Origin of the sequence: Dyadobacter sp. NIV53, assembly GCF_019711195.1 — a bacterium.
Classification (GTDB): domain Bacteria; phylum Bacteroidota; class Bacteroidia; order Cytophagales; family Spirosomataceae; genus Dyadobacter.
The window spans coordinates 1230858-1253483 of sequence record NZ_CP081299.1 but is presented as its reverse complement, the minus strand read 5'-3'; the positions used below and the strand labels follow the sequence as shown (position 1 = coordinate 1253483).

Annotated in this window: 15 protein-coding genes and 2 pseudogenes; 8 read left to right on the top strand and 9 right to left on the bottom strand. The window is 39.9% G+C overall.

The annotated features are described in order from the left end of the window. Positions 1-183: 183 nt before the first annotated feature. From KZC02_RS04885 to KZC02_RS04875, 3 genes are all read left to right on the top strand, one after another. A complete protein-coding gene (locus KZC02_RS04885) occupies positions 184-1416 on the top strand; it encodes a multidrug effflux MFS transporter (RefSeq protein WP_221393088.1) in 1233 nt (410 codons plus the stop codon). Positions 1417-1772: 356 nt separating this feature from the next. Next, positions 1773-2054, top strand: coding sequence for a Txe/YoeB family addiction module toxin (locus tag KZC02_RS04880; protein ID WP_221393087.1), 282 nt, complete (start codon positions 1773-1775; stop codon positions 2052-2054). A gap of 60 nt (positions 2055-2114) precedes the next feature. Further along, positions 2115-4580 carry a glycogen debranching protein gene (locus KZC02_RS04875; RefSeq protein WP_221393086.1) on the top strand — a complete coding sequence of 822 codons (2466 nt, stop codon included), beginning with the start codon at positions 2115-2117 and terminating at the stop codon, positions 4578-4580. A 130-nt stretch (positions 4581-4710) separates the two neighbouring features. Here the strand turns inward: KZC02_RS04875 and KZC02_RS04870 are convergent, their stop codons facing one another. From KZC02_RS04870 to KZC02_RS04860, 3 genes and pseudogenes are all read right to left on the bottom strand, one after another. Continuing rightward, positions 4711-5649, bottom strand: a complete 939-nt coding sequence (locus tag KZC02_RS04870) for a nucleoside hydrolase (protein ID WP_221393085.1) — start codon at positions 5647-5649, stop codon at positions 4711-4713. A 25-nt stretch (positions 5650-5674) separates the two neighbouring features. After that, a pseudogene (gene rbsK / locus KZC02_RS04865) lies at positions 5675-6528 on the bottom strand (ribokinase). A gap of 34 nt (positions 6529-6562) precedes the next feature. After that, complete coding sequence (locus tag KZC02_RS04860) at positions 6563-7189, bottom strand: class I SAM-dependent methyltransferase (protein WP_221393084.1); 627 nt, start codon at positions 7187-7189, stop codon at positions 6563-6565. Positions 7190-7373: 184 nt separating this feature from the next. Here KZC02_RS04860 and KZC02_RS04855 point away from each other — a divergent pair, with 184 nt between their 5' ends. The 4 genes and pseudogenes from KZC02_RS04855 (at position 7374) to KZC02_RS04840 (ending at position 15586) form a co-directional block, all read left to right on the top strand. Further along, positions 7374-9146, top strand: a complete 1773-nt coding sequence (locus KZC02_RS04855; protein ID WP_221393083.1) for a DUF885 family protein — start codon at positions 7374-7376, stop codon at positions 9144-9146. 216 nt (positions 9147-9362) lie between these two features. Then, a pseudogene (locus KZC02_RS04850) lies at positions 9363-11677 on the top strand (PSD1 and planctomycete cytochrome C domain-containing protein). Between the two features lie 192 nt (positions 11678-11869). Next, complete coding sequence (locus tag KZC02_RS04845) at positions 11870-13324, top strand: DUF1501 domain-containing protein (protein WP_221393082.1); 1455 nt, start codon at positions 11870-11872, stop codon at positions 13322-13324. Between the two features lie 84 nt (positions 13325-13408). After that, complete coding sequence (locus tag KZC02_RS04840) at positions 13409-15586, top strand: c-type cytochrome domain-containing protein (RefSeq protein ID WP_221393081.1); 2178 nt, start codon at positions 13409-13411, stop codon at positions 15584-15586. On the opposite strand, the gene KZC02_RS04835 is transcribed toward KZC02_RS04840, so the two are convergent. Together KZC02_RS04835 and KZC02_RS04830 are read right to left on the bottom strand one after the other, a co-directional pair. Then, on the bottom strand, positions 15587-16774 hold the full coding sequence (locus KZC02_RS04835) for an AGE family epimerase/isomerase (protein WP_221393080.1): 1188 nt from the start codon (positions 16772-16774) through the stop codon (positions 15587-15589). 237 nt (positions 16775-17011) lie between these two features. Further along, positions 17012-17338 carry a hypothetical protein gene (locus KZC02_RS04830; RefSeq protein ID WP_221393079.1) on the bottom strand — a complete coding sequence of 109 codons (327 nt, stop codon included), beginning with the start codon at positions 17336-17338 and terminating at the stop codon, positions 17012-17014. Between the two features lie 234 nt (positions 17339-17572). Between KZC02_RS04830 and KZC02_RS04825 the strand changes: the two genes are divergently transcribed. Then, positions 17573-18856, top strand: a complete 1284-nt coding sequence (locus KZC02_RS04825) for a sorbosone dehydrogenase family protein (protein WP_221393078.1) — start codon at positions 17573-17575, stop codon at positions 18854-18856. Between the two features lie 55 nt (positions 18857-18911). Here the strand turns inward: KZC02_RS04825 and KZC02_RS04820 are convergent, their stop codons facing one another. From KZC02_RS04820 to KZC02_RS04805, 4 genes are all read right to left on the bottom strand, one after another. Then, complete coding sequence (locus tag KZC02_RS04820) at positions 18912-19496, bottom strand: peptidylprolyl isomerase (protein ID WP_221393077.1); 585 nt, start codon at positions 19494-19496, stop codon at positions 18912-18914. A 42-nt stretch (positions 19497-19538) separates the two neighbouring features. After that, complete coding sequence (locus KZC02_RS04815; RefSeq protein WP_221393076.1) at positions 19539-20303, bottom strand: SDR family NAD(P)-dependent oxidoreductase; 765 nt, start codon at positions 20301-20303, stop codon at positions 19539-19541. Between the two features lie 72 nt (positions 20304-20375). Then, positions 20376-21707 (bottom strand): serine hydrolase, encoded by a 1332-nt coding sequence (locus KZC02_RS04810; RefSeq protein WP_221393075.1) that lies wholly within the window; start codon positions 21705-21707, stop codon positions 20376-20378. Between the two features lie 37 nt (positions 21708-21744). Continuing rightward, a complete protein-coding gene (locus KZC02_RS04805; protein ID WP_221393074.1) occupies positions 21745-22620 on the bottom strand; it encodes a cyclase family protein in 876 nt (291 codons plus the stop codon). Between the last annotated feature and the right edge of the window lie 6 nt (positions 22621-22626).

Below are 22626 nucleotides of genomic sequence, written 5' to 3'. Positions count from 1 at the left end.
TTGGTCTACTTTCACAAACAAATATTTTGTAAATAATATCATTTATAAAATGTCATTTAAGTCATTAAATAAATAGCTTGCAATAAAGATATAATTATATTATTTTATTGTTGTACTTATTAAAAGTGAGGAACTTAAAGATATATTTCACCCGTTAATACTTCATTAAGTTCTATTTGATTCATGAGTCGTAAACGATATTCCTTCATCATTCTTATTCTGGGCTCGCTTGCTACAATAAGCCCTTTTTCTATTGACATGTATTTGCCGGGTTTTCCGACAATTGCAAATGACCTGAACACTACTATTGATAAAGTTCAGCTTTCCCTTACCAGTTACCTGATCGGGATTTGTATCGGGCAAATTTTATATGGCCCTTTATTGGACAGGTTTGGAAGAAAAATACCCTTGTATGCCGGATTAATTTTATATGTAATAGCGTCCATTGGATGTGCTATGACTTCTTCGGTTGACGAATTGATCCTGATGCGTTTTTTCCAGGCAATGGGTGGATGTGTCGGATTAGTTGCTTCGCAGGCATTGGTGAGCGATTTGTTTCCCTCCAACAAACGAGCGGAAGTTTTTTCGATGATCACACTGGTTATTGCAGTTTCTCCAATGATTGCCCCAACCGTTGGCGGTTATGTTACAGTTGGTTTTTCCTGGCATTGGCTATTTATCATTCTGGCTGGTATCGTTGCCATCATGATCGCTGGAATTTATTTCTTTCTGCCTGTTGGTAAAATGCCTGACAATTCGGTCTCTTTAAAGCCTAAATCGGTATTATCAAGTTATTTTATAGTAATTAGCCAGCCACAATTTTTGGTTTATACATTGGCTGGCGGACTTGCAACAGCGGCTCCGTTTGCATATATATCAGGCTCTTCGGATGTTTTCATGAATCTGTATAAAGTTACTGAGCAGCAATACGGTTGGATATTTGCGTTTCTGGCCTTCGCCATGATTGGATCGACCCAGCTGAATCATTTTCTCCTCAAAAAATTCCAAAGCCAGGAAATTATTAAAATCACATTGATTTACCAGAGTGTAGTCGGTATGCTGTTGATTACTGGTGTTTACAATAATTGGTTTGGGTTATATAGTCTTATTGGAATGATGTTCGTATTCTTAACAGGACAAGGTTTAACAGGGCCAAATACTTCCGCACTTTCATTGGCTCCGTTCAAAAAACACACTGGAAGCGCATCAGCATTGATGGGGAGCTGGCGAATGGGAGCAGGGGCAATTATTTCTGCAATTGTAAGTTTTCTGCATAATAACACGGCCATGCCTATGGTAGGAATGATGGCTTTCTGTTCAATCGGCGGACTCATAATTCTCTATGTTGGCAATGCGATAGTTCTTCAAAAAGCAGCTAATCACGAAGTTGAAGAAAGTGTTTCAGTGCTTCTTTAACTAACAGGGAGTATAAGTTTCATGGTGTTCATTAACCAGATTACCGGATTTAAAGAAATTAATGTTATACTGATCTTTTTTAAAGTTATATTTGTGTACACAATAAAGTACACAATATGAGGGTGATTTCGTCAAGAGAGTTTCGGGAAAAACAAAAAGATTACTTAGATTTAGCTGAATCAGAAAGAGTAATTATTCACCGTGGAAAAAATAGAAAGTCTGTATTGCTTACGCCAATTGATGAAAGTACTGAAACCGATATTTTTTTCTGATCCTAACATACTCAACGCTATTAAACAAGGCATCGAAGATGTCAAAGCGGGTAGAGTAACTACAATCAGGGATCTTAAAAATATATGGGCAGATATCATTTAATTATTTCTGATAAAGCAAAGAAGGATCTGGCTTTTCTTTATAAATCAGGTGAAAAAGCTCTCATAAATCGAATCGAACGAATTTTTGAAGAATTAGGGCAGAATCCTTATGAAGGAATAGGAAAACCCGAACCACTTAAACATAACCTTACGGGTTTGTGGTCAAGAAGACTGGATAAAAAGCACAGACTGGTTTATCAAATAACAGAAGAAATAATCACTGTTTTTATCATCGCGGCAAAAGGTCACTACTCCGATAAATGATAAATGTTTTATAATTTCCTTACCTTCAAAAAATATTATAATTAATGGATATTTTAGGATATGGTAAAGCATTTAAAAACAACAACTTCATTACAAACTAAAAAGAATGTCAATTTTACAATTGCAGTTTTAGCTTCATTGTTTACATTGGTAACACTTACCCAATGTACAAAAAGTACACAGTCAGAGAAACGGTTATCGAATATCGTTTCAGAATCTGAGAATATTATAGGCAAAAGTACTTATCTTAATTCTCCCTATGTTACCGCCGGAGACCGTGTGTATATGGTTGGTAATCAGAATGGACAGTTTCCTGATCTTGGCTGGCATGTTGCCGGGGAAATGGGCGGGATCTGGGATCATCCGATCAAGTTGATGGATGGATTTACAGCTAGTTTAACAATTGATGGTGAATCTATCTGCCTTACAAAAGCAGATACGTTTATCAATTATCCGTTCGCTAACAAACACGTTTTCATTTCCGGTTTGCACGATTTAGAGGTGGAACGTTTTCAATTCGCTCCTGACGGAAAAGAAGCGGTTGTTGTTGAATATTCTTTTGTAAATAAAGGAAATGAGGCTAAAAACATCACTTTTGATTTTAATGCTTACACGGATTTGCGTCCGGTTTGGCTGGGAGAAAAAACGAATATGGTTGATGGTATTGATGCAGTTTCCTGGGATGAAAAATCTAAAAGCTGGATTGCAAAGGATAGTCTGAATGAATGGTACGTAATGTTTGGCTCTAACCTTGCACCAAAAAGTCATGAGAAGAATATTCAAAGCTGTGATTACAAACCACAGGGAAAAGGATGCCGGGCTTCTCTGACCTATGACATTGAAATTCCAGCCAATTCTTCGGTAAGTCTTCCATTTACCATTTCCGGTTCTTACCAATCGCTATCCAAAGCGAAAGAAACATTGGATTTTGTACAAGGAAATGCTGTTCAACTATTGAATGCTAAAAAAGAAAGATATGCTGAATTGGCTAAAAAGACCCGATTAACGGTTCCGGACAATGATTTGCAACAGGCATTTCAATGGATCAAATACAATACAGACTGGTTGGTAAGGGATGTTCCGGAAACCGGACGTGGCCTTTCGGCAGGTGCACCTGATTATCCATGGTGGTTTGGTGTAGACAGCGAATACGCTCTTCAGGGATTAATTGTAACCGGACAAAAAGATTTGGTCTACGAATCCATTGCTAATATTTACCGGTTATCCGAAAAAGCAAACGGCAACGGACGCATTGTGCATGAAGTCTCAACAAACGGGGCGGTTTTCAATCCTGGTAATGTTAACGAAACGCCACAATTCGCGACTTTAATCTGGACAGTTTACTTGTGGACAGGTGATAAAGAGTTTCTAAAAAAGTACTATCCGACTATCAAAAAAGGCCTTGCCTGGCTGTTAAAGGAAAATGACCAAGATGGGAATTTGTTACCGGATGGTTTTGGTATGATGGAAATCCATGGTATGAACAGCGAGATGATTGATGTAGCGGTTTATACGCAAAAAGCCTTTATGGATGCCGCTCAGATGGCTGCCGAAATGGGAGAAGGCGAACTGTCAAAAAAATATAAAGACATTGCTGATCAGCTTAGAAAAAAGATCAATGAAGATTTTTGGGTTGCAAACAGTAATTCCTATGCTGATTTTATTGGTACAACCATTCAGGCAATTCATCTGATCGATGATGCGATTGTTAGGGCAGATACGCTTAAAAAGCCTTGGGCCGTGGAAGAACTACGTTCAACAAAAGCAAAATTGCAAAGCTTTCCGGCAAATCAGAAACAGGGATTTGTTGTACATCACAATTGGGTTGTTAATACACCCATGGAGATGGGAATTGCAGATAGCGCCAAGGCTTTGGCGGCTTTGAAAACCGCCTCAAAATTTGTGAATCCGTTTGGTGTCTTTGTTACAGGAATTGATCGCGATGAGTCGGCAGGAAAAGATGAAAGTTCAGCGGCTGGAAATAAAAAAGTTTTCACTTATACAGGTGCTGTAATGACGCTTCCAACGGGTGTGCTGGCCATTTCAGAAAATAATTACGGCCGGCCGGATGAAGCATTAGGTTATTTAAAAAGAATGACCAAATCGTTCAGTTACGCATTGCCTGGTTCTATATACGAAGTGTCGCCTGACTATGGAATGATGTCACAAGCCTGGAATATTTATAGTTATGCAGTACCAATTGTTACTCAGTTCTTTGGAATAAAACCGTACGCATCAGCCAAAACAATCACTATCAGGCCGCAAATGCCGGCAAGGTGGAATAATGCCAGTCTGGATCAGGTGATGATTGGTGATAATGAAATAGATATAAAATATCAGAAGACCGCAACAGCGTTACAACTTGACGTAAAACAATCCAGAGAGAACTGGAAACTCATTATTTCTTTTCCAGGAAATAAATACAAGAAATGGGAGATTAATGGAAAAACGGTGAAACCTGAAACGGATGGGAAATTTGATTTTTTTGAAATAAATGGGAAAACGGTTTCTGTGAAGCTGATATAGGAATAGCCATGGAATCGGTGGCACGGATGATCGAAACAACCATTTCACGAAGCTTGTTTGATCAGCCATGCCACCGTTAACATACCCTAACCTTCTGCGGGGAACTGGTGTAAAAGATGAATCTGTAAATTCATGGTAACGTACTGATCGCGTCGTAAAGCATTTGAATATATTTCTCCCGGTTTATATCATACACAACTTCCGCATTGGGCTCTTTACCCATCACATTATAAAAATCCACTACGGTAGTGCCGGTTGTCAGGCTGCCATTGAGCTCTACATCCACATAACATGACCGGGTTAAAAACATATCCGGATCTATCAGCCAGGCAATAGCGCACGGATCATGTAAAGCCGCTCCGCCATCCAGTTCAAGACGATTTGCCCTGTAAAATATCGAAAAGAAATCCATCAGATCAGCAGTTGCCAAACCGGATTTATTACCAATAGACCTGAACATATCAATGTCTTTTTGGAAAACCAATGCCTTATGTGTAACGTCGAGGCCACACATGGTTATCGGTAAACCTGATTTAAAAACGATATGTGCTGCTTCCGGATCAGCGAATATATTGAACTCTGCCAGGGGAGTCATATTGCCCCGGAAAATTCCGCCCCCCATTAATGAAATACGTTCAATTTTATGCTTTAAGTGCGGATAAGCCAATAAAAAAGTCGCAATGTTGGTCAAAGGCCCGGTTGGTACGATCGTTATTTTTTCAGTACTATTACTCAGAATTTCAGCAATTCCTTCAACTGCCGAAATAGATTTTGCCTGAAAAGCAGGTTGTGGAAGGGACGGGCCGTCCAGCCCGGTTTCACCATGTACGTAATCCGCGATGATCAGATTTCGGAAAAGTGGTTTTTCGCAACCTCTGTACACCGGAACGTCAGCTCCGATAAGTGTCAGGATTTTCAGCGCATTGGCCAGGGTTTTGTCCTGTGTTTGATTTCCGGCTGAAGTCGTAACCCCTTTTACATCAAATTTGCCACTGCCAAACGCCAGCATTAGCATCAATGCATCATCATGGCCAGGGTCGCAATCTATTATAACGGGTATTTTTTGCATGTTGTGAAGTGGAGGTTATATATTTTTATTCTATTTCATTTTCAAACGGAGCCGAACTTTGTGCACCCATTCTGGTAACAGATATGGCAGCGGCTTTGCAGGCATATTGACAGGCTTCGATCCAGTCTTTTCCAGACGCTAAAGCAGTCAGAACCGCACCGTTGAATACATCACCAGCGGCAGTGGTGTCAACCGGTTTTACTTCCATGGCCGGGATGATCCCGCAGTGTTGTTCGTTCATTAAGAAAACACCTTTTTTTCCAATGGTGATAATAATATTTTCAATTCCTTTTTTCGAAAATGCAAAGCGGCATCTTTTAATGAGTCGGCATCATTCGGTAAAATGCCGGTAATGATCTGTGTTTCAGTTTCATTAGGTGTAATCAGATAAATTCCTTTCAGTAGCTCATCATCCAGTTTTACAGCAGGAGCAGGATTCAGGATTACTTTGATATGAAGTTCATCGCATTTTTTTACAATATATCTAACAGTTTCAAGCGGTATTTCCAATTGTACTAAAACGTATGATACATCTTCAAAAACTGAATCAGGAAGATCGTCCGGTTTTAAATCCATATTGGCACCGGATGCCACAACAATTTCATTTTCACCACTTTCACTTACTGTAATCAACGCAACGCCTGATGCAAATTCACTGGTTTCAATCAAATTATTAATATCTAGACCTTCTTTCTTAAATCCTTCAACGGCCTGCTTACCAAAAATATCCTTTCCAATTTTAGTTACGAAGCGTACATCAGCTCCAAGCCTGGCTGCGGCAACAGCCTGGTTTGCTCCCTTTCCACCAGGATTCATCAGGAAAGTTCCGCCTAAAACAGTTTCACCAGGTTTTGGAAATTCTTTTGTTTTTACCACCATATCAGTATTCGAACTACCAATAATCAGTACTTTTTTACTCATATTCTTCTTTTATTTTATTAATTGCTTTTGTGTTGACGAGTATTCCCAACCCATAATGTTTGGGATAATTGTATGCTTTCTGGCCGGTTGCTTTTGCAATGTCGATAACAGCGCGTCTTACTGCCGGAAAACTTTCAGTATCGTGGAAAATAGTACAATCGCTGTGTTGTGCAGCCCACAAACCACACTCGAATGTTTCCTTATAATTGTGTACGATATCTACGTGGGCAAGATTATAGTGTCCCGAATCTTTTACAATCCAGTCCTTATAATCCGATTTGAACAGTTCAATATTGGTAAATGAAGCAAGTCTTGCTCTTGTCTCTTCGAAATGATCGCCCTTATTAACCGTATGTTCATCGCCTTCAAATGTATCAACACCTACAACTTTCTCAAAATAATTAGAAAACACCACCGAGGAGTAGCCAAATTCAACGCCAAATTCTATGCAGCGTTTTCGGTCCAGTCCAAAGTGTTCAATGATATCTTCGATAACCATTTCCAGGCCTTTCCACGCAGATGCGATTTCAATTAACTTATCAGGTTTTGTAAATTTTGTTGGCTTGTAAGTTTTAATATCGGCAAGAAAGTTTTCCTGTATGAATGTTAATATGTCCATTTTATATTAGCTGAATGAGTTTTAATAACGTGAGGTAATTTCCGGTCGCGCAAGTTACGTTTTTGAAATGTATTCATTTAGTCTGTTGATTACCGGTAAATAAATATTCGATAAATTGGTCGTAGAGTCGAAATAATCATTTAAAGGTTCTTATTTTACTTTTTCAATATAAACAATCGATAAAATGCTGAAATATACGCTATTCGCCATCACTTTTGGAATGCTTATGCAGGCTTGTCAACAAAAATCCACGAACGATGAATCGGCGATGCCGGTCAGTAAATTTTTTGATGCTTATTACGAAGAACGGCTTCCGTTGTATCCGCTTGAAGCAACCATGAACGGAGATAACCGTTATAACGATCTAATGTCGGATGATCTCACAAAAGCCGGGAAGGACAAACTGACTGCATTTTACAAAAAGTACCAGGCTGAACTGAAAAAATATGACAGGGAAAAGTTATCTGCTGAGGAAAAAGTAAGTTATGACCTTGTGCTTTGGGAATGCAATATCAATCTGGAAGGTTTACGTTTTCATACCGAACTGATGCCGCTTAATCAGATCTTTTCGACTCATCTCATGATTGCGCAATTGGCGGGCGGTACTAGTATTCAACCTTTTAAAACCGTAAAAGACTACGAAAACTGGTTAAAAAGACTGGATGGATTTGTGGTATGGGCAGATACAGCGATGGTAAATATGAAAACCGGATTGAAGCAGGGATATGTTTTACCAACATCGCTGATCAAAAAGCTGATACCACAACTGGCAGACATGGATCATGGACCAGCCACAGGACATTTGTTTTATACTCCTGTAAAGAATTTTCCGAAGGATTTTTCTGATGCGGACAAAACTAAGCTCGAAAAAGAATATGCTGCGATGGTGGAAAATAAAATCATTCCGGTGTTTAAAAAACTGCATGAATTTACAGCAAAGGAATATTTGTCTGCCGGCCGTAAAACATCAGGTTTCGATGCGCTTCCCGACGGCAAAGCTTTGTACGATTTTAGTATCAAATATTTTACGACAACCGAAATGACCGCTGATGAAATTCATCAGCTCGGATTAAATGAAGTGGAGCGAATTTCAAAGGAAATGGAAACTGTTAAAAATCAGGTTGGATTTAAAGGTGACCTGAAATCTTTCTTTAATGATGTTCGCTCCAATCAGAAACTGATGCCATTCAGCAAGCCGGAGGAGGTTATTGCCAATTTTAACCACATTCATGAAACAATGAAGCCAAATCTGAAAAAGCTGTTTGACCTGACCCCGAAAACTGCTTTTCAGGTTCGCCGTACTGAGGCATTCCGGGAAGCTTCTGCATCTGCGGAGTACAATCCGGGCCTTGCAAACGGTACCAGGCCTGGCATTTTTTATGTTCCGGTTCCCAACGCTAAAAAGTATAATGTAGTTTCAGATGAAAGTTTGTTCCTGCATGAAGCCATTCCGGGACATCATTATCAAATCTCGTTACAACAGGAAAATAAGGAACTTCCTGAATTTCGTAAAAATTTGTGGTATAGCGCTTATGGCGAAGGCTGGGCTTTGTATTGTGAATCACTGGGCAAGGAACTTGGGTTATATACGGATCCTTATCAATATTTTGGCATGTTAAGTGCGGAAATGCATCGCGCTATCCGTTTGGTTGTGGATACAGGATTACATTCCAAAGGTTGGACCCGCGAAAAGGCCATTCAGTATTCACTGGATCATGAAGCCGAATCGGAAGAAAGTATTACTGCGGAAATTGAAAGGTATATGGCAGCCGGTGGCCAGGCTTTATCTTATAAAATTGGTCAGTTAAAGATCCGTGAACTGCGATCAAAAGCTGAAAAAGAACTGGGTGCCAAATTTGATATCAAAGAATTTCATAATCTGGTACTGGAGTCTGGTTGCGTGCCTTTAAAATTACTGGAAGACAAAGTGAATTTCTGGATCGCTTCGAAAAAATAAGGAAATCCCGGCTGAATAATTGGCCGGGATTTTCTATTTATAAATCAGAACGCTTTTAATTTAAATGTATTTCAGGGCACATAATTTGAGAAAACAGCATAGTGCAGGATAGTTGACTGACAGATAATTGACTAAATTGCTCCAATAAATGTACATTTTTTTAGTTAATTAGTTATATTACAAAGTGTATGTTGTTTTAATCTGTGATCCTTCGTTATGTTTAGAACTTCAATAACCTTAATTCTCATTACAGTCTTTGGTTTGGCGTTTCAATGTTGTGACAACGATTCTTCGAGTCAAACAAAGGAAGAAAAGTTACCGGAAGAGATCAGTTATAATTTTGATATCCGGCCAATTTTGTCGGATAAATGCCTTGCCTGCCATGGACCCGATGCCAATAAAAGAGAGGCCGGTTTACGCCTGGATATTGCTGAAAATGCTTTTCAGGCTCTAAAAGAAAACCCTAAAGCTCATGCACTCGTTGCCGGAAAACCCGAATTATCACAAGCTTACCTGAGAATAACTACTGCTGATACATCCTTGTTGATGCCGCCTCCAGCTTCCAATTTAAAACTATCACACCGTGAAATAGACCTGATCGGGAAATGGATCAAACAAGGTGCGAAGTATGAAAAACACTGGGCTTTTGTTGCTCCTAAAAAACCTGCACTTCCGAAAGTTGAAATGAAGGAATGGCCAAGAAATGAAATTGATTATTTCGTTTTACAAAAACAGGAACAAAAAGGATTGGCTCCTAATGAAGAAGCGGACAAAGAAAGATTGCTGAAGCGACTAAGCCTGGATGTGGTCGGGCTGCCTCCGACACTCAAAATGATGGACGAATTCATGGCAGATAATAGTCCGAAGGCGTATGAAAAAATGGTAGATCAGTTGCTGCAAAATCCGGCTTACGGGGAAAAAATGGCACTACACTGGCTGGATCTTGCGCGATATGCTGATTCACATGGTTATCAGGATGATGGCTACCGTACGCAATGGCCATGGCGCGACTGGGTGATTCATGCTTTCAATAAAAATATGCATTACAATGATTTTGTGACCTGGCAGATTGCGGGTGATTTAATGCCAAATTCTACAAAAGAACAATTACTGGCAACAGGTTTTAACCGGAATCATAAAATCACAGAAGAGGGTGGGGTTATTCCCGAAGAATACCGGATCATGTATGTGACAGACCGTAACGATTTGTTTGGCAAAGGGTTACTGGGTGTAACGCTTGAATGTGCGCATTGTCATGATCATAAGTATGATCCTTTTTCTCAGAAAGAATATTACCAGATGTTCGCTTTTTTTAATAATGTAAGAGAGGAGGGAATTGAATCGGTTATTGGCGGTCCGGAAACATATGCTAAAAAGCCACTAATGGAAATCAGTAATGATGACGTAAAGAACATCCTGACTTTCGTCAATAAGCCGGACACAAACCGCCTGATCGTATCAGTAATGGGTGATCTGGATACGACGCGCAAAACACACATTTTGAAAAGGGGAGTGTACGATGCACCCGGGGACGAAGTGCAGCCTGGCACACCGGCATCTATTTTACCATTCAATGCAAAATATCCTAAAAACCGCCTGGGTTTATCACAATGGCTGTTTGATAAAAAAATCCATTAACTGCAAGAGTATATGTGAATATTTTATGGCAGGAATTTTTTGGAAAAGGTATTGTCAAAACTTCCGGTGATTTTGGTATGCAAGGAGAGCTTCCGTCACATCCTGCCTTGCTCGACTGGCTTGCATCTGATTTTATGGAGCACGACTGGGATATCAAAAGACTGGTAAAACAAATGGTTACTTCGGCCACTTACCGGCAATCTGCTATTATTACAAAGGAGAAATTAGCGGTAGATCCGGAAAATATTTTATTGGCCCGAGGTTCACGTTATCGTATTCATGCTGAGTTTATTAAAGATCTCGTATTGTCGAGCAGCGGGTTGCTGAATAAAACCCTTGGCGGGCCAAGTGTGAAACCTTACCAGCCAGCGGGGTTATGGGAAGGTGCTACATCAGGCCGGGGATTATTGTCCATTTACAATCAGGATCATGGCGCAAGTCTTTACAGAAGAGGAATGTATACATTAATAAAACGTACTGTCCCGCCACCGACAATGGGTATTTTTGATGCAAGTAACCGGGATTTATGTGAGGTGAAAAGATTGAAAACCAATACCCCATTACAGGCATTGGTTATGATGAACGACCCTGCTGTGCTGGAAGCGTCGAGAGTACTGGCAGCGAAATTGTTACTCGAAAAAAGTGTTTCCAAAGACAAAATTATCAAGGCATTCCGGCTTATTGTTTGTCGTACACCAAGTGAAAAAGAGGTAGAAGTCCTGACGGCTTATTATGAAAAGGAGCTGAAAATTATGACGCCTGCAACTGCTGAAAAAACAATTGCGATAGGAGAGTATCCAATGACGAAGAATCTGGATAAGAAAACGCTGGCAGCGTTAATGCGTGTTGTTACAACCATCTATAACCTGGAAGAAACGATTACTAAAACTTAGTTTAATTGTTAAATATTAGTGGTTAATTGTAAATTTTAAATGATATAATGGTTGATGTCCAGTTAGTTAAACTATGAATGTTGTTCGTTTTGCCGCTTACCAACCATTAAGAAGTTAAGCCTGATAAGGTTTTTTATAACCTTAATTGTATAATATAATAGCCAACTGCTAATTGCTAAAAGCTAAAAAGAAATGGAAAAGGAAATTTTGGAACATGGCCTGAATTTTAACAGAAGGCGCTTTTTGTCTTCTTTAAGTTTAGGAATCGGAGGCGTTGCTTTGGGTTCTTTGCTCATGCCGGATCTGTTTGGAAAAGGGGCAATGGAAGAAGAAGGATTTGCTCCCGGCATTCCTCATTTTGCACCAAAGGCAAAACGTGTCATTTATTTATTCCAGAACGGAGCACCATCCCAGCAGGAATTATTCGATTATAAACCCAAACTCAGGGATTTATCAGGTAAAGAGATTCCGCCATCAGTTCGTGGAAACCAGAGATTAACGGGTATGACGGCCAATCAGGCATCATTTCCGCTGGTTGGGTCATTTGTCGATTTTAAACAATATGGTCAATCGCGTGCATGGGTCAGTGACCTTCTACCATACACGGCCAAAATTGTAGATGACCTTTGTTTCGTAAAATCCATGTATACCGAAGCCATCAACCATGATCCGGCTTTGACATTTTTACAAACCGGTTCACAGCAGGGAAACCGGCCAAGTATGGGTTCCTGGCTTAGTTATGGTTTGGGTAATGAAAATAAAAACCTGCCCAATTTTACTGTTTTGCTTTCCCGTGGGGTTGGAAACGGACAAGGAGTTTATTCTAAATTATGGTCAAACGGATTTCTTGATTCGGTACATCAGGGCGTACAGTTCAGCAAAGGGGAAGATCCTGTTTTATACCTGCGCGACCCGGAAGGAATGAACCGGAAGGACCGCCGCGATATGCTGGATAATTTATCACAACTGAATGAATTGTCTTACCAGGAATTTGGTGATCCTGAAATTACTGCCAAAGTAAAGCAGTACGAAATGGCATATCGCATGCAGACTGCTGTGCCCGAAGTAATGGATCTCTCCAAAGAACCCGACGATATTATTAAATTGTATGGGCCTGACTGCCTGGTACCCGGCACATATGCCGCCAATTGTCTATTGGCAAGAAAATTATCAGAAAATGGTGTTCGCTTTGTGCAGCTTTATCATCAGGGATGGGATCAGCACGGAAACCTTCCTTTCGAAATTGCCAATCAGGCAAAAGATGTGGACCAGGCTTCTGCGGCACTGGTAACGGATTTGAAACAGAGAGGATTGCTGGATGAAACACTTGTTATCTGGGGTGGCGAATTTGGCCGTACCAGTTACACACAAGGAAAATTAACGGCTGATAATTATGGCCGGGACCATCATCCGCGTTGCTTCACGATCTGGATGGCTGGCGGTGGAATTAAACCAGGTATGGTTTATGGCGAAACAGACGAATTAGGTTACAATATTGCGAGTAACCCGGTTCATGTGCATGATTTTCAGGCAACAGTTTTACATCAGTTAGGCTTAAATCATGAGAAACTCATTTTCAAACATCTGGGCAGAAGATACAGGCTTACGGATGTTTCAGGAAAAGTAGTGAATGATATTATTAGCTGATGGCTTTTGGCTGTCAGCAATTGGCCGCGCTATGGAACGCCTTTAGCTAATTACACTTTTAGGAATTTTGAATATAATTTTCTAATGCATATACGATTAAAAAGGTTTGCCGGTCAGTTATTATTTGCTTTCAATATTTTTATCGCTTTTTTATTCCTTTTTGAAAGCAAATTAATTATTCCTGCCTGGCTGCAAACAATCGGACGAATGCATCCGTTAATTCTGCATTTTCCGATCGTAATTTTGCTTGGCGCAATGCTTATGGAGTTTTTCCGGTTCAGGCCTGAGAATGCATCTAATACTTTTTATCGTAATTTTTTACAAAACCTGCTGCTGATTGGTGCGCTGTTTGCCGCAGTAACAGTCATAATGGGCTTGTTTTTATCCCGCGAGGAAGGCTATGCCGGAAGTACATTACTTTGGCATAAATGGACAGGTGCCGGAATATTTTTTATCTCTTCTTTTATTTACTGGATACGAAATAACAATTGGTACAAAGCACCCGTAGCAAAAGCCAGCGCGTTGATCACTGTCATTGGTTTGGTATTGACTGGTCATTATGGAGCCGCACTCACCCATGGAAGTGATTTTATTTTTGAACCGGTCATGGCCCAAAAGGAAATTGAAGCGGTTCCGCTTGAAAAAGCTATGGTATTTAATGATGTGATCAAACCCATTTTTGAGCAGAAATGTGTGAGTTGCCATAATCCTGACAAACTGAAAGGGGAATTAATATTAACCGATTCAAAGTCAATATTGAAAGGAGGGAAATCCGGGAAATTATTTGTCCCTGGAAATCCTGAAATAAGTTTGCTTCTGGAACGTGTACACTTGCCGGCTGATGACAAAAAACATATGCCTCCATCCGGAAAAGCGCAGCTCACACCTCAGGAAGTTATTCTGCTGTCACTTTGGGTAAAACAGAACGCCGGTTTCAGCAAGAAAGTAATTGATTTACCTGCAACCGATTCATTACGGATTCTTGCTATGGCCAAATTGAAACCGGTAATTAGCACCGAAGATTCATTTGACTTCGAAGCCGCTGATGAAGAAACGATAAAGAAACTGAATAATGACTACCGTACAGTTGCGAATCTTGCCCGGGAATCCCCTGCATTATCCGTTAATATTTATAACAGAAGTGCTTTTGATGCCAAACAACTAGACGAGTTGAAAGAGGTTAAAAGGCAGATTGTTTCTTTGAACATGAATAAAATGCCAGTAAAAGATGAGGATCTGAAACGGGTAAGCCAATTTGAAAATCTTCGTAAACTGGACCTGAATTTCACAGATGTAACGGCAAAAGGCCTGAAAGAACTTACTTCTTTAAAATATTTGCAAAGCCTGACTTTATCGGGTACGAAGATGAATTTTAAGGAATTACAAACACAGATTCCAGGCCTTAAAAATTTAAAAACAATATCACTTTGGGAAACAGGCATATCAGAACCTGAGATTGCCCAATTACAAAAAAACTATAAAAATATCACCTTTATTGGTGGTTTTAAAGATGACGGAAAAAGTCCGTTAAAGCTGAATCCGCCACAGGTTAAAAACAGTTCGACGATTTTTGCGCAAACGGTACCTTTGCAGCTCAGGCATCCGATTAAAGGTGTAGACATCCGGTTTACAATAGACGGAACCGAGCCTGACAGCATTAAATCACCCGTATTTGATAATAAAACCGTATTGAACGGAAGTGCGTTAATAAAAGCCAAAGCATTTAAAAACGGTTGGTTTGGAAGTGATATGGCAACTTTTGAATTTTTCAAGAGTGCATATATTCCTGATAGTGTTCACCTGCTTTTTCCGTTAAATGGTGTTCATCAGGCGGAAGGCGCACATACATTTTTTGATCATAAATTAGGTGCAATTGGTGCTAACAATCCGGCCTGGGCCAACAATTGGGCAGGGGAAAGAGATCACGACATGGCGCTCGTTTCGGAATTTAAAAAACCGGTTACAATTTCCTCTATCGGGCTGCATTATATGATTGAAGAAGATACGGGCATATTTCCTCCTGATGTTGTCGAGGTTTGGGGTGGAAACAATGCGAACCAATTGAAATTATTGACTAAAATGAAACCTGCTCTACCCCGGAAAGGAGACAAGCCGTCGCTGAAAGTCGTAGAAGGGAAGTTTAAACCAGAAAGTATTACTTATCTGAAAATCGTGGCCAAACCACTAAACAAAATGCCGGAATGGCATAAGAGCAAAGGAAATAAAGCTTTGTTACTGGTGGATGAAATGTTCATTAACTGATCAGCCTTTTTGAACCTTTCCAACCCGCCGCCACATTTCGGCGCAGGCTCTGCTATTATGATATGGGCACTTCCAAAAGTTGATTTTATCTCCTTTTACAGGCGTGCCGTTTTCTGCAACCGTTCCAAACCATTCTCCTTTATCAGAGTCAATAAATTCATTTACAATGTAGTCCCAGCTTTTTTCTGATTTTACTTTGAACTGATCCTGCCTGGTCAGCTGATATGCGTTATAAAAACCAACCATTTGTTCCGCCGCAACCCACCAGCTTCTTTCAGTTTTGGTGTGTTTTGTTTCGGGGTCATATTCGTAATTGAGCGCACCATCCGGACTTAGCCCCGAGCTGGCAGCTTCTGCCATTTGCACTGATTTTTTCTTTACTTTTTCAATCAGTTTTTCGTCATGAAGCACTTCGGCCGTTTCGAGTAACAGCCAGGAAGCCTCAATATCATGTCCATAGGAAATAATGTTGTCCTTTGGTTTCCAGGTTTCATCAAAAAACATTTGCATACGGTTCGTTTTTCCGTTTATAATATGTGTCAGGATGCTTTCAAGCATGTTTGTAGTCTGGATCTTCAATTTTGGATCAGGCCAAACGCTGTATAAATTCGTATAAGCTTCCACCAGATGCAAATGCGTGTTCATGCTTTTTATCCATGGACTTTTACTTAAAATATAGTCGTCAGTGGCCGACCAGTCCCGGGCAAATGCTTCCCGGTAACCTCCATTTTTTGGATCAAATGCGTGTTTTTCTATTAAATTAAAAAGCTCTTTTGCCTTTTCCAAAGCAGGAGGAAAGTTGGTAACACGATAATATTCGCTTAATCCATACATGGCAAATGCGTTGCCATAGACCTGTTTTTTGGTATCACCGGGTTTTCCATCTGCTTTTACAGACCAGTACACACCTCCATGTTCGGGATCAAAAAAATGTTTGATGAGTTGTTGGTAAGCCTTGTCGGCCAGTGTAAGATATCCGGCTTCTTTAAAAAGGCGGTGAGCCATTGAAAAGGTCCATAAAATACGGCCCGTGAGAACAACAGACTTGTCTGAGTCAGGTACCGGCTGGTTTTCATAATTTACTCTTCCATAAAAGCCGCCGTTTTCTTTATCCTGTCCATACTTTTCCCAATAGCCAAGAATATTTATCAGCTCATTTTTAAAAGCATCCGGTGTAAACTGGGCCATAATATTTCTTTAATTTTTATTACAAAAGAAATATATAATCCAAAGTTACTTACCTCTGACAAAATGGTGTTTTAAATAAAAAACGGCCGTTTATTTACAAACGGCCGCCCTGAGAAGCAGTATTGGAAAATGCTGTAAAATATATTCAGAGAAAAACGATAATTTAATTGTCGGTTCCCGGACCATTATTTAACCCTGTGAACTCTGAACTCTAAACTCTGAACTCTAAACTTAAATTTAGTCTCCCTGGTTTTCTTCCAGATCGTTGTGATTGTCTCCTCCAAGACTGTAATAGTTGTTTTCCTCATCTTCATTACCATCAATTTCATCGTCATCATCGAGCTCGGATCCGGGTACATCCAGATCATCACCCACTTCGTCATCGTCGAAATCTTTTTCATTCCATCCGGTTGATTCTTCATTCGCCAGTTTGTCGCGGCCAATGAATTCAGGATCAATTTCTTCGTCAATTAGCCCACGGCTGAAAATATCGTCAGAGGCAGGATAGTTGCCTGGTAAGTCGTCATCAAATAAATCGTCGTCATCGTCATCGAATGGTCCCATAACTATTATTTTTTTAGTTTAGTGAATGTTTTTTTGGTTGATTAAAGTTTTGTGCTGCAATTAAGGCAAGCTTAATGAATTAAGGAAGAGAAATTATAAAAAATCATTTCAAATTTAGAATTGAACCGAAATAGTTAGAGTAAATTTGAGTAATAACTCATACACACAAACCTTTAATAATTGTATTTAATTAAAGACAATTACTGACTTTTATTTTTATTTTTCAATTGTTTCATGCAAAAAAAAATTTTACTAGCTGCCGGTATGCTGGCGGTAACAGCCGGATTAAGCGGTTTTTTGATCCAATCCGGTTTAACAATGAATATTCATTCCGAACCTGCAAATAAAACAGTAGTAGATGCAAAGGACCTTAAACTTCCTGCCGGCTTCTCAGCAAAAATCATTGGTTCCGATCTCGGCACAACCCGCCACATTGTAGTTGGGAAAAGTGGTGATATCTATGTAAAACTTTCAAAATTAAAGGACGGCAAAGGAATTTATCTGCTGAGAGATACCAATGGTGACGGTGTGATTGATGATCAAAAGCTGTTTGGTAATTATCCTGGTACGGGCATTAAAATAAAAGATGGTTATTTGTACAGCTCTTCCAACAAGGCAATTTATCGTTATAAACTGAACGAAAAAGAGGAAATTCTCAATTTTGATGAACCTGAAAAAATTGTCGACGGCCTGCTTGATCATGGCCGTGATAATGCCAAGCCACTCGCCTTGGATAACAATGGCAATATTTATGTAACAATAGGCTCTTATAATGATAATTGCCGGGAAGCAGGATCAGGAAAGGGAATGTCACCTTGTTCAATCCTGGATTCTGCTGGCGGGATCTGGAAATTCAATGCGGGTAAATCCGGGCAAACCTTTTCGGATGGCGTCAGATATGCAACGGGCGTAAAAAATGCAGTGGGTATAGACTGGGATTTTAAAACGAACTCACTTTTCGCAACGATCCACGGCAGAGGAAAATTCGATGATTTTTACCCGAAATATTATACACCAAAACAAAGTGCTGAGCTACCGGCTGAAACGTTATATCGGTTAAAAGCGGGCGACGATGCAGGATGGCCATACATTTATTACGATCATTTCCAGAATAAAAAAATGATGGCTCCCGAATACGGTGGTGACGGGATAAAAACGGCAGGTGAAAAGGCAATCAATCCGGTAGCTGCGTTTCCTGCCCATTTGGGCCCTAATGCGCTTATGTTTTATACGGGAAATATGTTTCCTGCCAAATACAAAAACGGGGCTTTTATCGCTTTTCACAGCCAGTCGGCAGAATTGAAGAAAGGATATTTTGTTGCTTTTGTACCTTTCGTCAATGGCAAAGCCGGTAAGTGGGAAATATTCGCGGATAATTTTGCTGGTGTTGATCTGGTAAAACCGACAGGCCCGATAGAGCACCGTCCATGCGGATTAGCACAGGGCCCGGACGGAGCATTGTATGTAACGGACGATTTGAACGGGACTATTTTTAAAATTGATTACAAGAAAAAATAAGGTTCTCGAAATACCTTCAATCAAAAACCCGGAGTTTTTAGCTCCGGGTTTTTTGTTATTTCAGGTTATATCCGTTTTTCTTTAATTCATTTTCAGACATATTCACCACATTCACATCGAGCTTGATGGGCGTTAATGGCGTATCGGTACTGTCGGTTTTGACGCTGACAATTTTATCGATAATATCCATTCCTTTAAAAACCTGTCCAAAAACGGTGTATTTATCGTCTAGCCGTGCAATACCATCTTTGTTCTGGACAATATAAAACTGGCATCCGGCCGATAACATTTCCTTATTATCATCGCGGCCTGCACCAACTGCGCCGTATACATGCCGTATTTTACTGTTAAATTCAGGTTTAAGCAAGTAAGGGGAATCTGAAAAACCGGCTGGTGTATCCGGGCAGCCGCCCTGAGCCACAAAGTTTTTTATGACCCGATTGAAAGTTAAAGAATCCCAATAACTCTCATTGGCCAGTTTCATAAAACTGGTTTTATGGTTCGGAGTTTCGTCGTATAACCAGAACAGTATTTCGCCCATAGAAGTCTTGATTTGACCTACCGGATATGTCTTTTTTGTTTGTGCCGAAACTGAAAAGCAAATGGTGAACATCAATAGTAATAGAAGTCTGTTTTTCATTTTTTAATAATTAAGGTTTTGAAAATGAATATAGACAAGGTTTTACAGACTCAATCCACCATCCACATAAATATTTTGGCCGGTAATGAAATTTCCTGCTGCTGAACACAGCAAAAGTGCCATGGCGGCGCAATCTTCGGGGTTTCCCAGGTTTCCTGATGGTGTTTCCAGGCGCTTATTTATGCGTTCTTCCGGTTCGGGGACGTCCTCGTCCAGCCGAGGTGTAGCAATTACACCAGGCGCCAGGTTATTGACTGTCACGCCCTTGTCTGCCAGCTGCATTGCAAGATTCTGAACAAGATTCAAAACAGCAGATTTCAAAGCAGCATAAATAATCATGGAAGGATGAGGCCTGGTTTGCTGTACACTGCCAATGGTAAGAATGCGGCCCCATCCTGTTTCGGCCATGCCAGGCGCAAATTGCTGCATCAGCTGAAAGGTGGATTTAAAATTCGTATTGACCTGTATGTCAATATCATTGTCACTGACCTCCGTCCAACGTGCAGGAATCTGGGCGGAAGCGTTAATGACCAGGATATCGAGTTGTTCAACTATTTCAGATACTTTTTGGTATAAATCTGCCGCAGCTCCGGAATGAGAAAGGTCAGCCTGAATAATATGAACATCTACTCCAATACCTTTTACTTCATTAGCCACTTCCTCAGCTTCATTTTTATCTGTTTTACAATGCAGAATAATGTTTGCACCATATTCGGCAAAAGCCAGAGCGATTCCTTTTCCTATTCCCTGGCTGGAACCCGTAATTAAAGCAGTTTTACCAGCTAAGCTGAATTTTTCGGCTATCATCCTATTTGCTGTTTTTATCGAATTGTTAATGATTTAATACCAAAACCCTTCCGGTATTGTTTAGGGATAACCTTATTTTTCTTTGGTAAAAAGGAAATTCCTACCGCCTTGTTTTAATATAAATTCGTTTTTGGAAGGATCAAAAGCCATAATAATACCAGCCCCATCATATTTAAAAATATCCTTTTCCGATGCACTCAGAGGGAAAGGGCCTTGTCCGGTAGCTTGCGCGATCAAACCGTTTGTGGTTTTGGTAACAGTAATTTTAATGGGCAACATAGTACTTGAATATATTCCCGGATAGATATCCAGTTCTTCCGGTTTTAAGGCAATGGTTTTGAAAGATGGTAATGTGAACGGAACCTGGTAATATGAATTCAGCATGGCAATAAGCACATCATTCAATGGGTAGGAAACACCATTGGAACAAATAGAAACAGCCAGATCATCTTCCGGAAAATAAAAAACGTTGGAGACAAACCCATCTATAATTCCATTATGTCCATAGCCTTTTTTCTGACCAAAAGGTACCTGAAAGAGCCCCATTCCGTAGCCTTCAGTTAAAGTTTTCATCAGGGTCAGGCTTGTGGGTGAAACGAGTTTGTTTTTGAAAAGCGCCGTTATAAAAATATTCAGTTCGGTAGGAGTGGAAGTAACCGCACCTGCGCCGGCAACAGTACTCAGATCCGTTTCAGGTTGTTGTATCCAAACACCATTTAGCCGGTAGGAATAACTTTCGCTTTTTTTAAGATCTGTTTTGGTACCAATATAGGTTTCTTTCAGATTTAACTTTTTTACAATTCGCTGATCCAGGTTTTCTGAATAAGTTTTTCCGGTAATTTTTTCAATGATGTAACCAAGCAAAACATAATTTGAATTACTGTACTCGAATTTTGTACCAGGCTCAAAATCAGATTTATTTTTAGCGATAATCTCCACCATTTCGGTTTGGGATTTAGGCTGTGTCATGTATTGCAGGTAAGCAGGGTCATTCGTAAAATTGTATATACCACTTCTATGGTTCAGCAGATTACTGACCGTGATCTTATCGGCATTGGGTATAGTAGAAAAATATTTAGCCAGCGGATCATTCAAGCTCAGTTTGCCTTTTTCAATCAGCTGAAAAATCATTACTGCTGTAAAAGTCTTTGAAATTGAACCTACGCGGTATCGGGTATGAATAGTAGCCGGAACTTTACCCTGATCATTGATGGATGCAAATCCAATTGCTTTTTGATAAAGTACTGAATCGTTTTTAGAAATTGCTACGCTCATCATCCCTTTATTGTTGTCGGAAATGATTGCAAACAGACTATCTGGTTTTACCCGGTTCAGGCTTTGTGCATTTACCCCACACGCATAAAGCACCCCGAATATCAGCGATAATATAATTTTATTTTTCATGAAGGATAAATGATTGTAAGATGAGCTTTTACGATTTTTATACCGTTGCAAATGCCCTGACTGGAAACGTTCCCACACCCTTGAATTTTGGGGGAACGGCACTAAACTTATAATTGCTTTCGGGCAGTTTGTCAAGATTACATAAATGTTCAACAATCAGGATTTCAGAACCTAACAAAATAGTATGAACGGGCCTGCTTTTTCCTCTTGTATCATCAATATTATGGCTGTCGATCCCAACCAGTTTTACCTGGCAATCTCTTATATATTCTGCTGCTTCTTTATTTATAAAAGGATGATTTTCGAAATATGAGTCTGTATTCCAGTATTTTGACCAACCTGTATTGACAAGAATAGCTTTGTTTCTGATCTCTTTATTTTTAAAATATTCCACGCCTATTTCCATAATACCCTGCACATTAATAGTAATAGCTTCCAGATTTGCAAAGGCTTCCAGGGCTGTTTCTGATAAATCTTTTCCATGCTCGTAACGATGAAACGGGCAGTCGATGTAAGTGCCTGTATTACTTACCATTTCGATCTTCCCGATTTGGAATGTAGTTCCTTCTTCATATTTTCCATTGGAATCTTCCCGGCTCAAATAATCACAAATGATAGGAGCAGGGAGACCTTTGTAAGTAATGAGTCCGTCAAAAATGGTATGGCTCAGGTCGATCAGGTTTTCACGCGGAATAGTATCAATTATCTGACGCTTATGCTTTTCCTGAATATAAACTTTATTGAGAATGTTAACTTTTCCAACCATTAATAACCGCAGATCCTGGATAATATAATCTGCTAAGGCATAGTCAGAAATGGTATCGCCATCGATGTCCAACCTGAAATCCTGGCCTTGTATGCCTCCTCCGTTGGTAAATTCCACTTCAAAGTCGAATACAACTCTGTGTTCCATATTATT

Coding starts and splice junctions, on each gene's coding strand:
- KZC02_RS04840 (WP_221393081.1), top strand. CDS start 13,409: ATGCATATACGATTAAAAAGGTTTGCCGGTCAGTTATTATTTGCTTTC.
- KZC02_RS04825 (WP_221393078.1), top strand. CDS start 17,573: ATGCAAAAAAAAATTTTACTAGCTGCCGGTATGCTGGCGGTAACAGCC.
- KZC02_RS04835 (WP_221393080.1), bottom strand. CDS start 16,774: ATGGCCCAGTTTACACCGGATGCTTTTAAAAATGAGCTGATAAATATT.
- KZC02_RS04815 (WP_221393076.1), bottom strand. CDS start 20,303: ATGATAGCCGAAAAATTCAGCTTAGCTGGTAAAACTGCTTTAATTACG.
- KZC02_RS04885 (WP_221393088.1), top strand. CDS start 184: ATGAGTCGTAAACGATATTCCTTCATCATTCTTATTCTGGGCTCGCTT.
- KZC02_RS04875 (WP_221393086.1), top strand. CDS start 2,115: ATGGTAAAGCATTTAAAAACAACAACTTCATTACAAACTAAAAAGAAT.
- KZC02_RS04870 (WP_221393085.1), bottom strand. CDS start 5,649: ATGCAAAAAATACCCGTTATAATAGATTGCGACCCTGGCCATGATGAT.
- KZC02_RS04855 (WP_221393083.1), top strand. CDS start 7,374: ATGCTGAAATATACGCTATTCGCCATCACTTTTGGAATGCTTATGCAG.
- KZC02_RS04820 (WP_221393077.1), bottom strand. CDS start 19,496: ATGAAAAACAGACTTCTATTACTATTGATGTTCACCATTTGCTTTTCA.
- KZC02_RS04805 (WP_221393074.1), bottom strand. CDS start 22,620: ATGGAACACAGAGTTGTATTCGACTTTGAAGTGGAATTTACCAACGGA.
- KZC02_RS04860 (WP_221393084.1), bottom strand. CDS start 7,189: ATGGACATATTAACATTCATACAGGAAAACTTTCTTGCCGATATTAAA.
- KZC02_RS04880 (WP_221393087.1), top strand. CDS start 1,773: ATGGGCAGATATCATTTAATTATTTCTGATAAAGCAAAGAAGGATCTG.
- KZC02_RS04845 (WP_221393082.1), top strand. CDS start 11,870: ATGGAAAAGGAAATTTTGGAACATGGCCTGAATTTTAACAGAAGGCGC.
- KZC02_RS04830 (WP_221393079.1), bottom strand. CDS start 17,338: ATGGGACCATTCGATGACGATGACGACGATTTATTTGATGACGACTTA.
- KZC02_RS04810 (WP_221393075.1), bottom strand. CDS start 21,707: ATGAAAAATAAAATTATATTATCGCTGATATTCGGGGTGCTTTATGCG.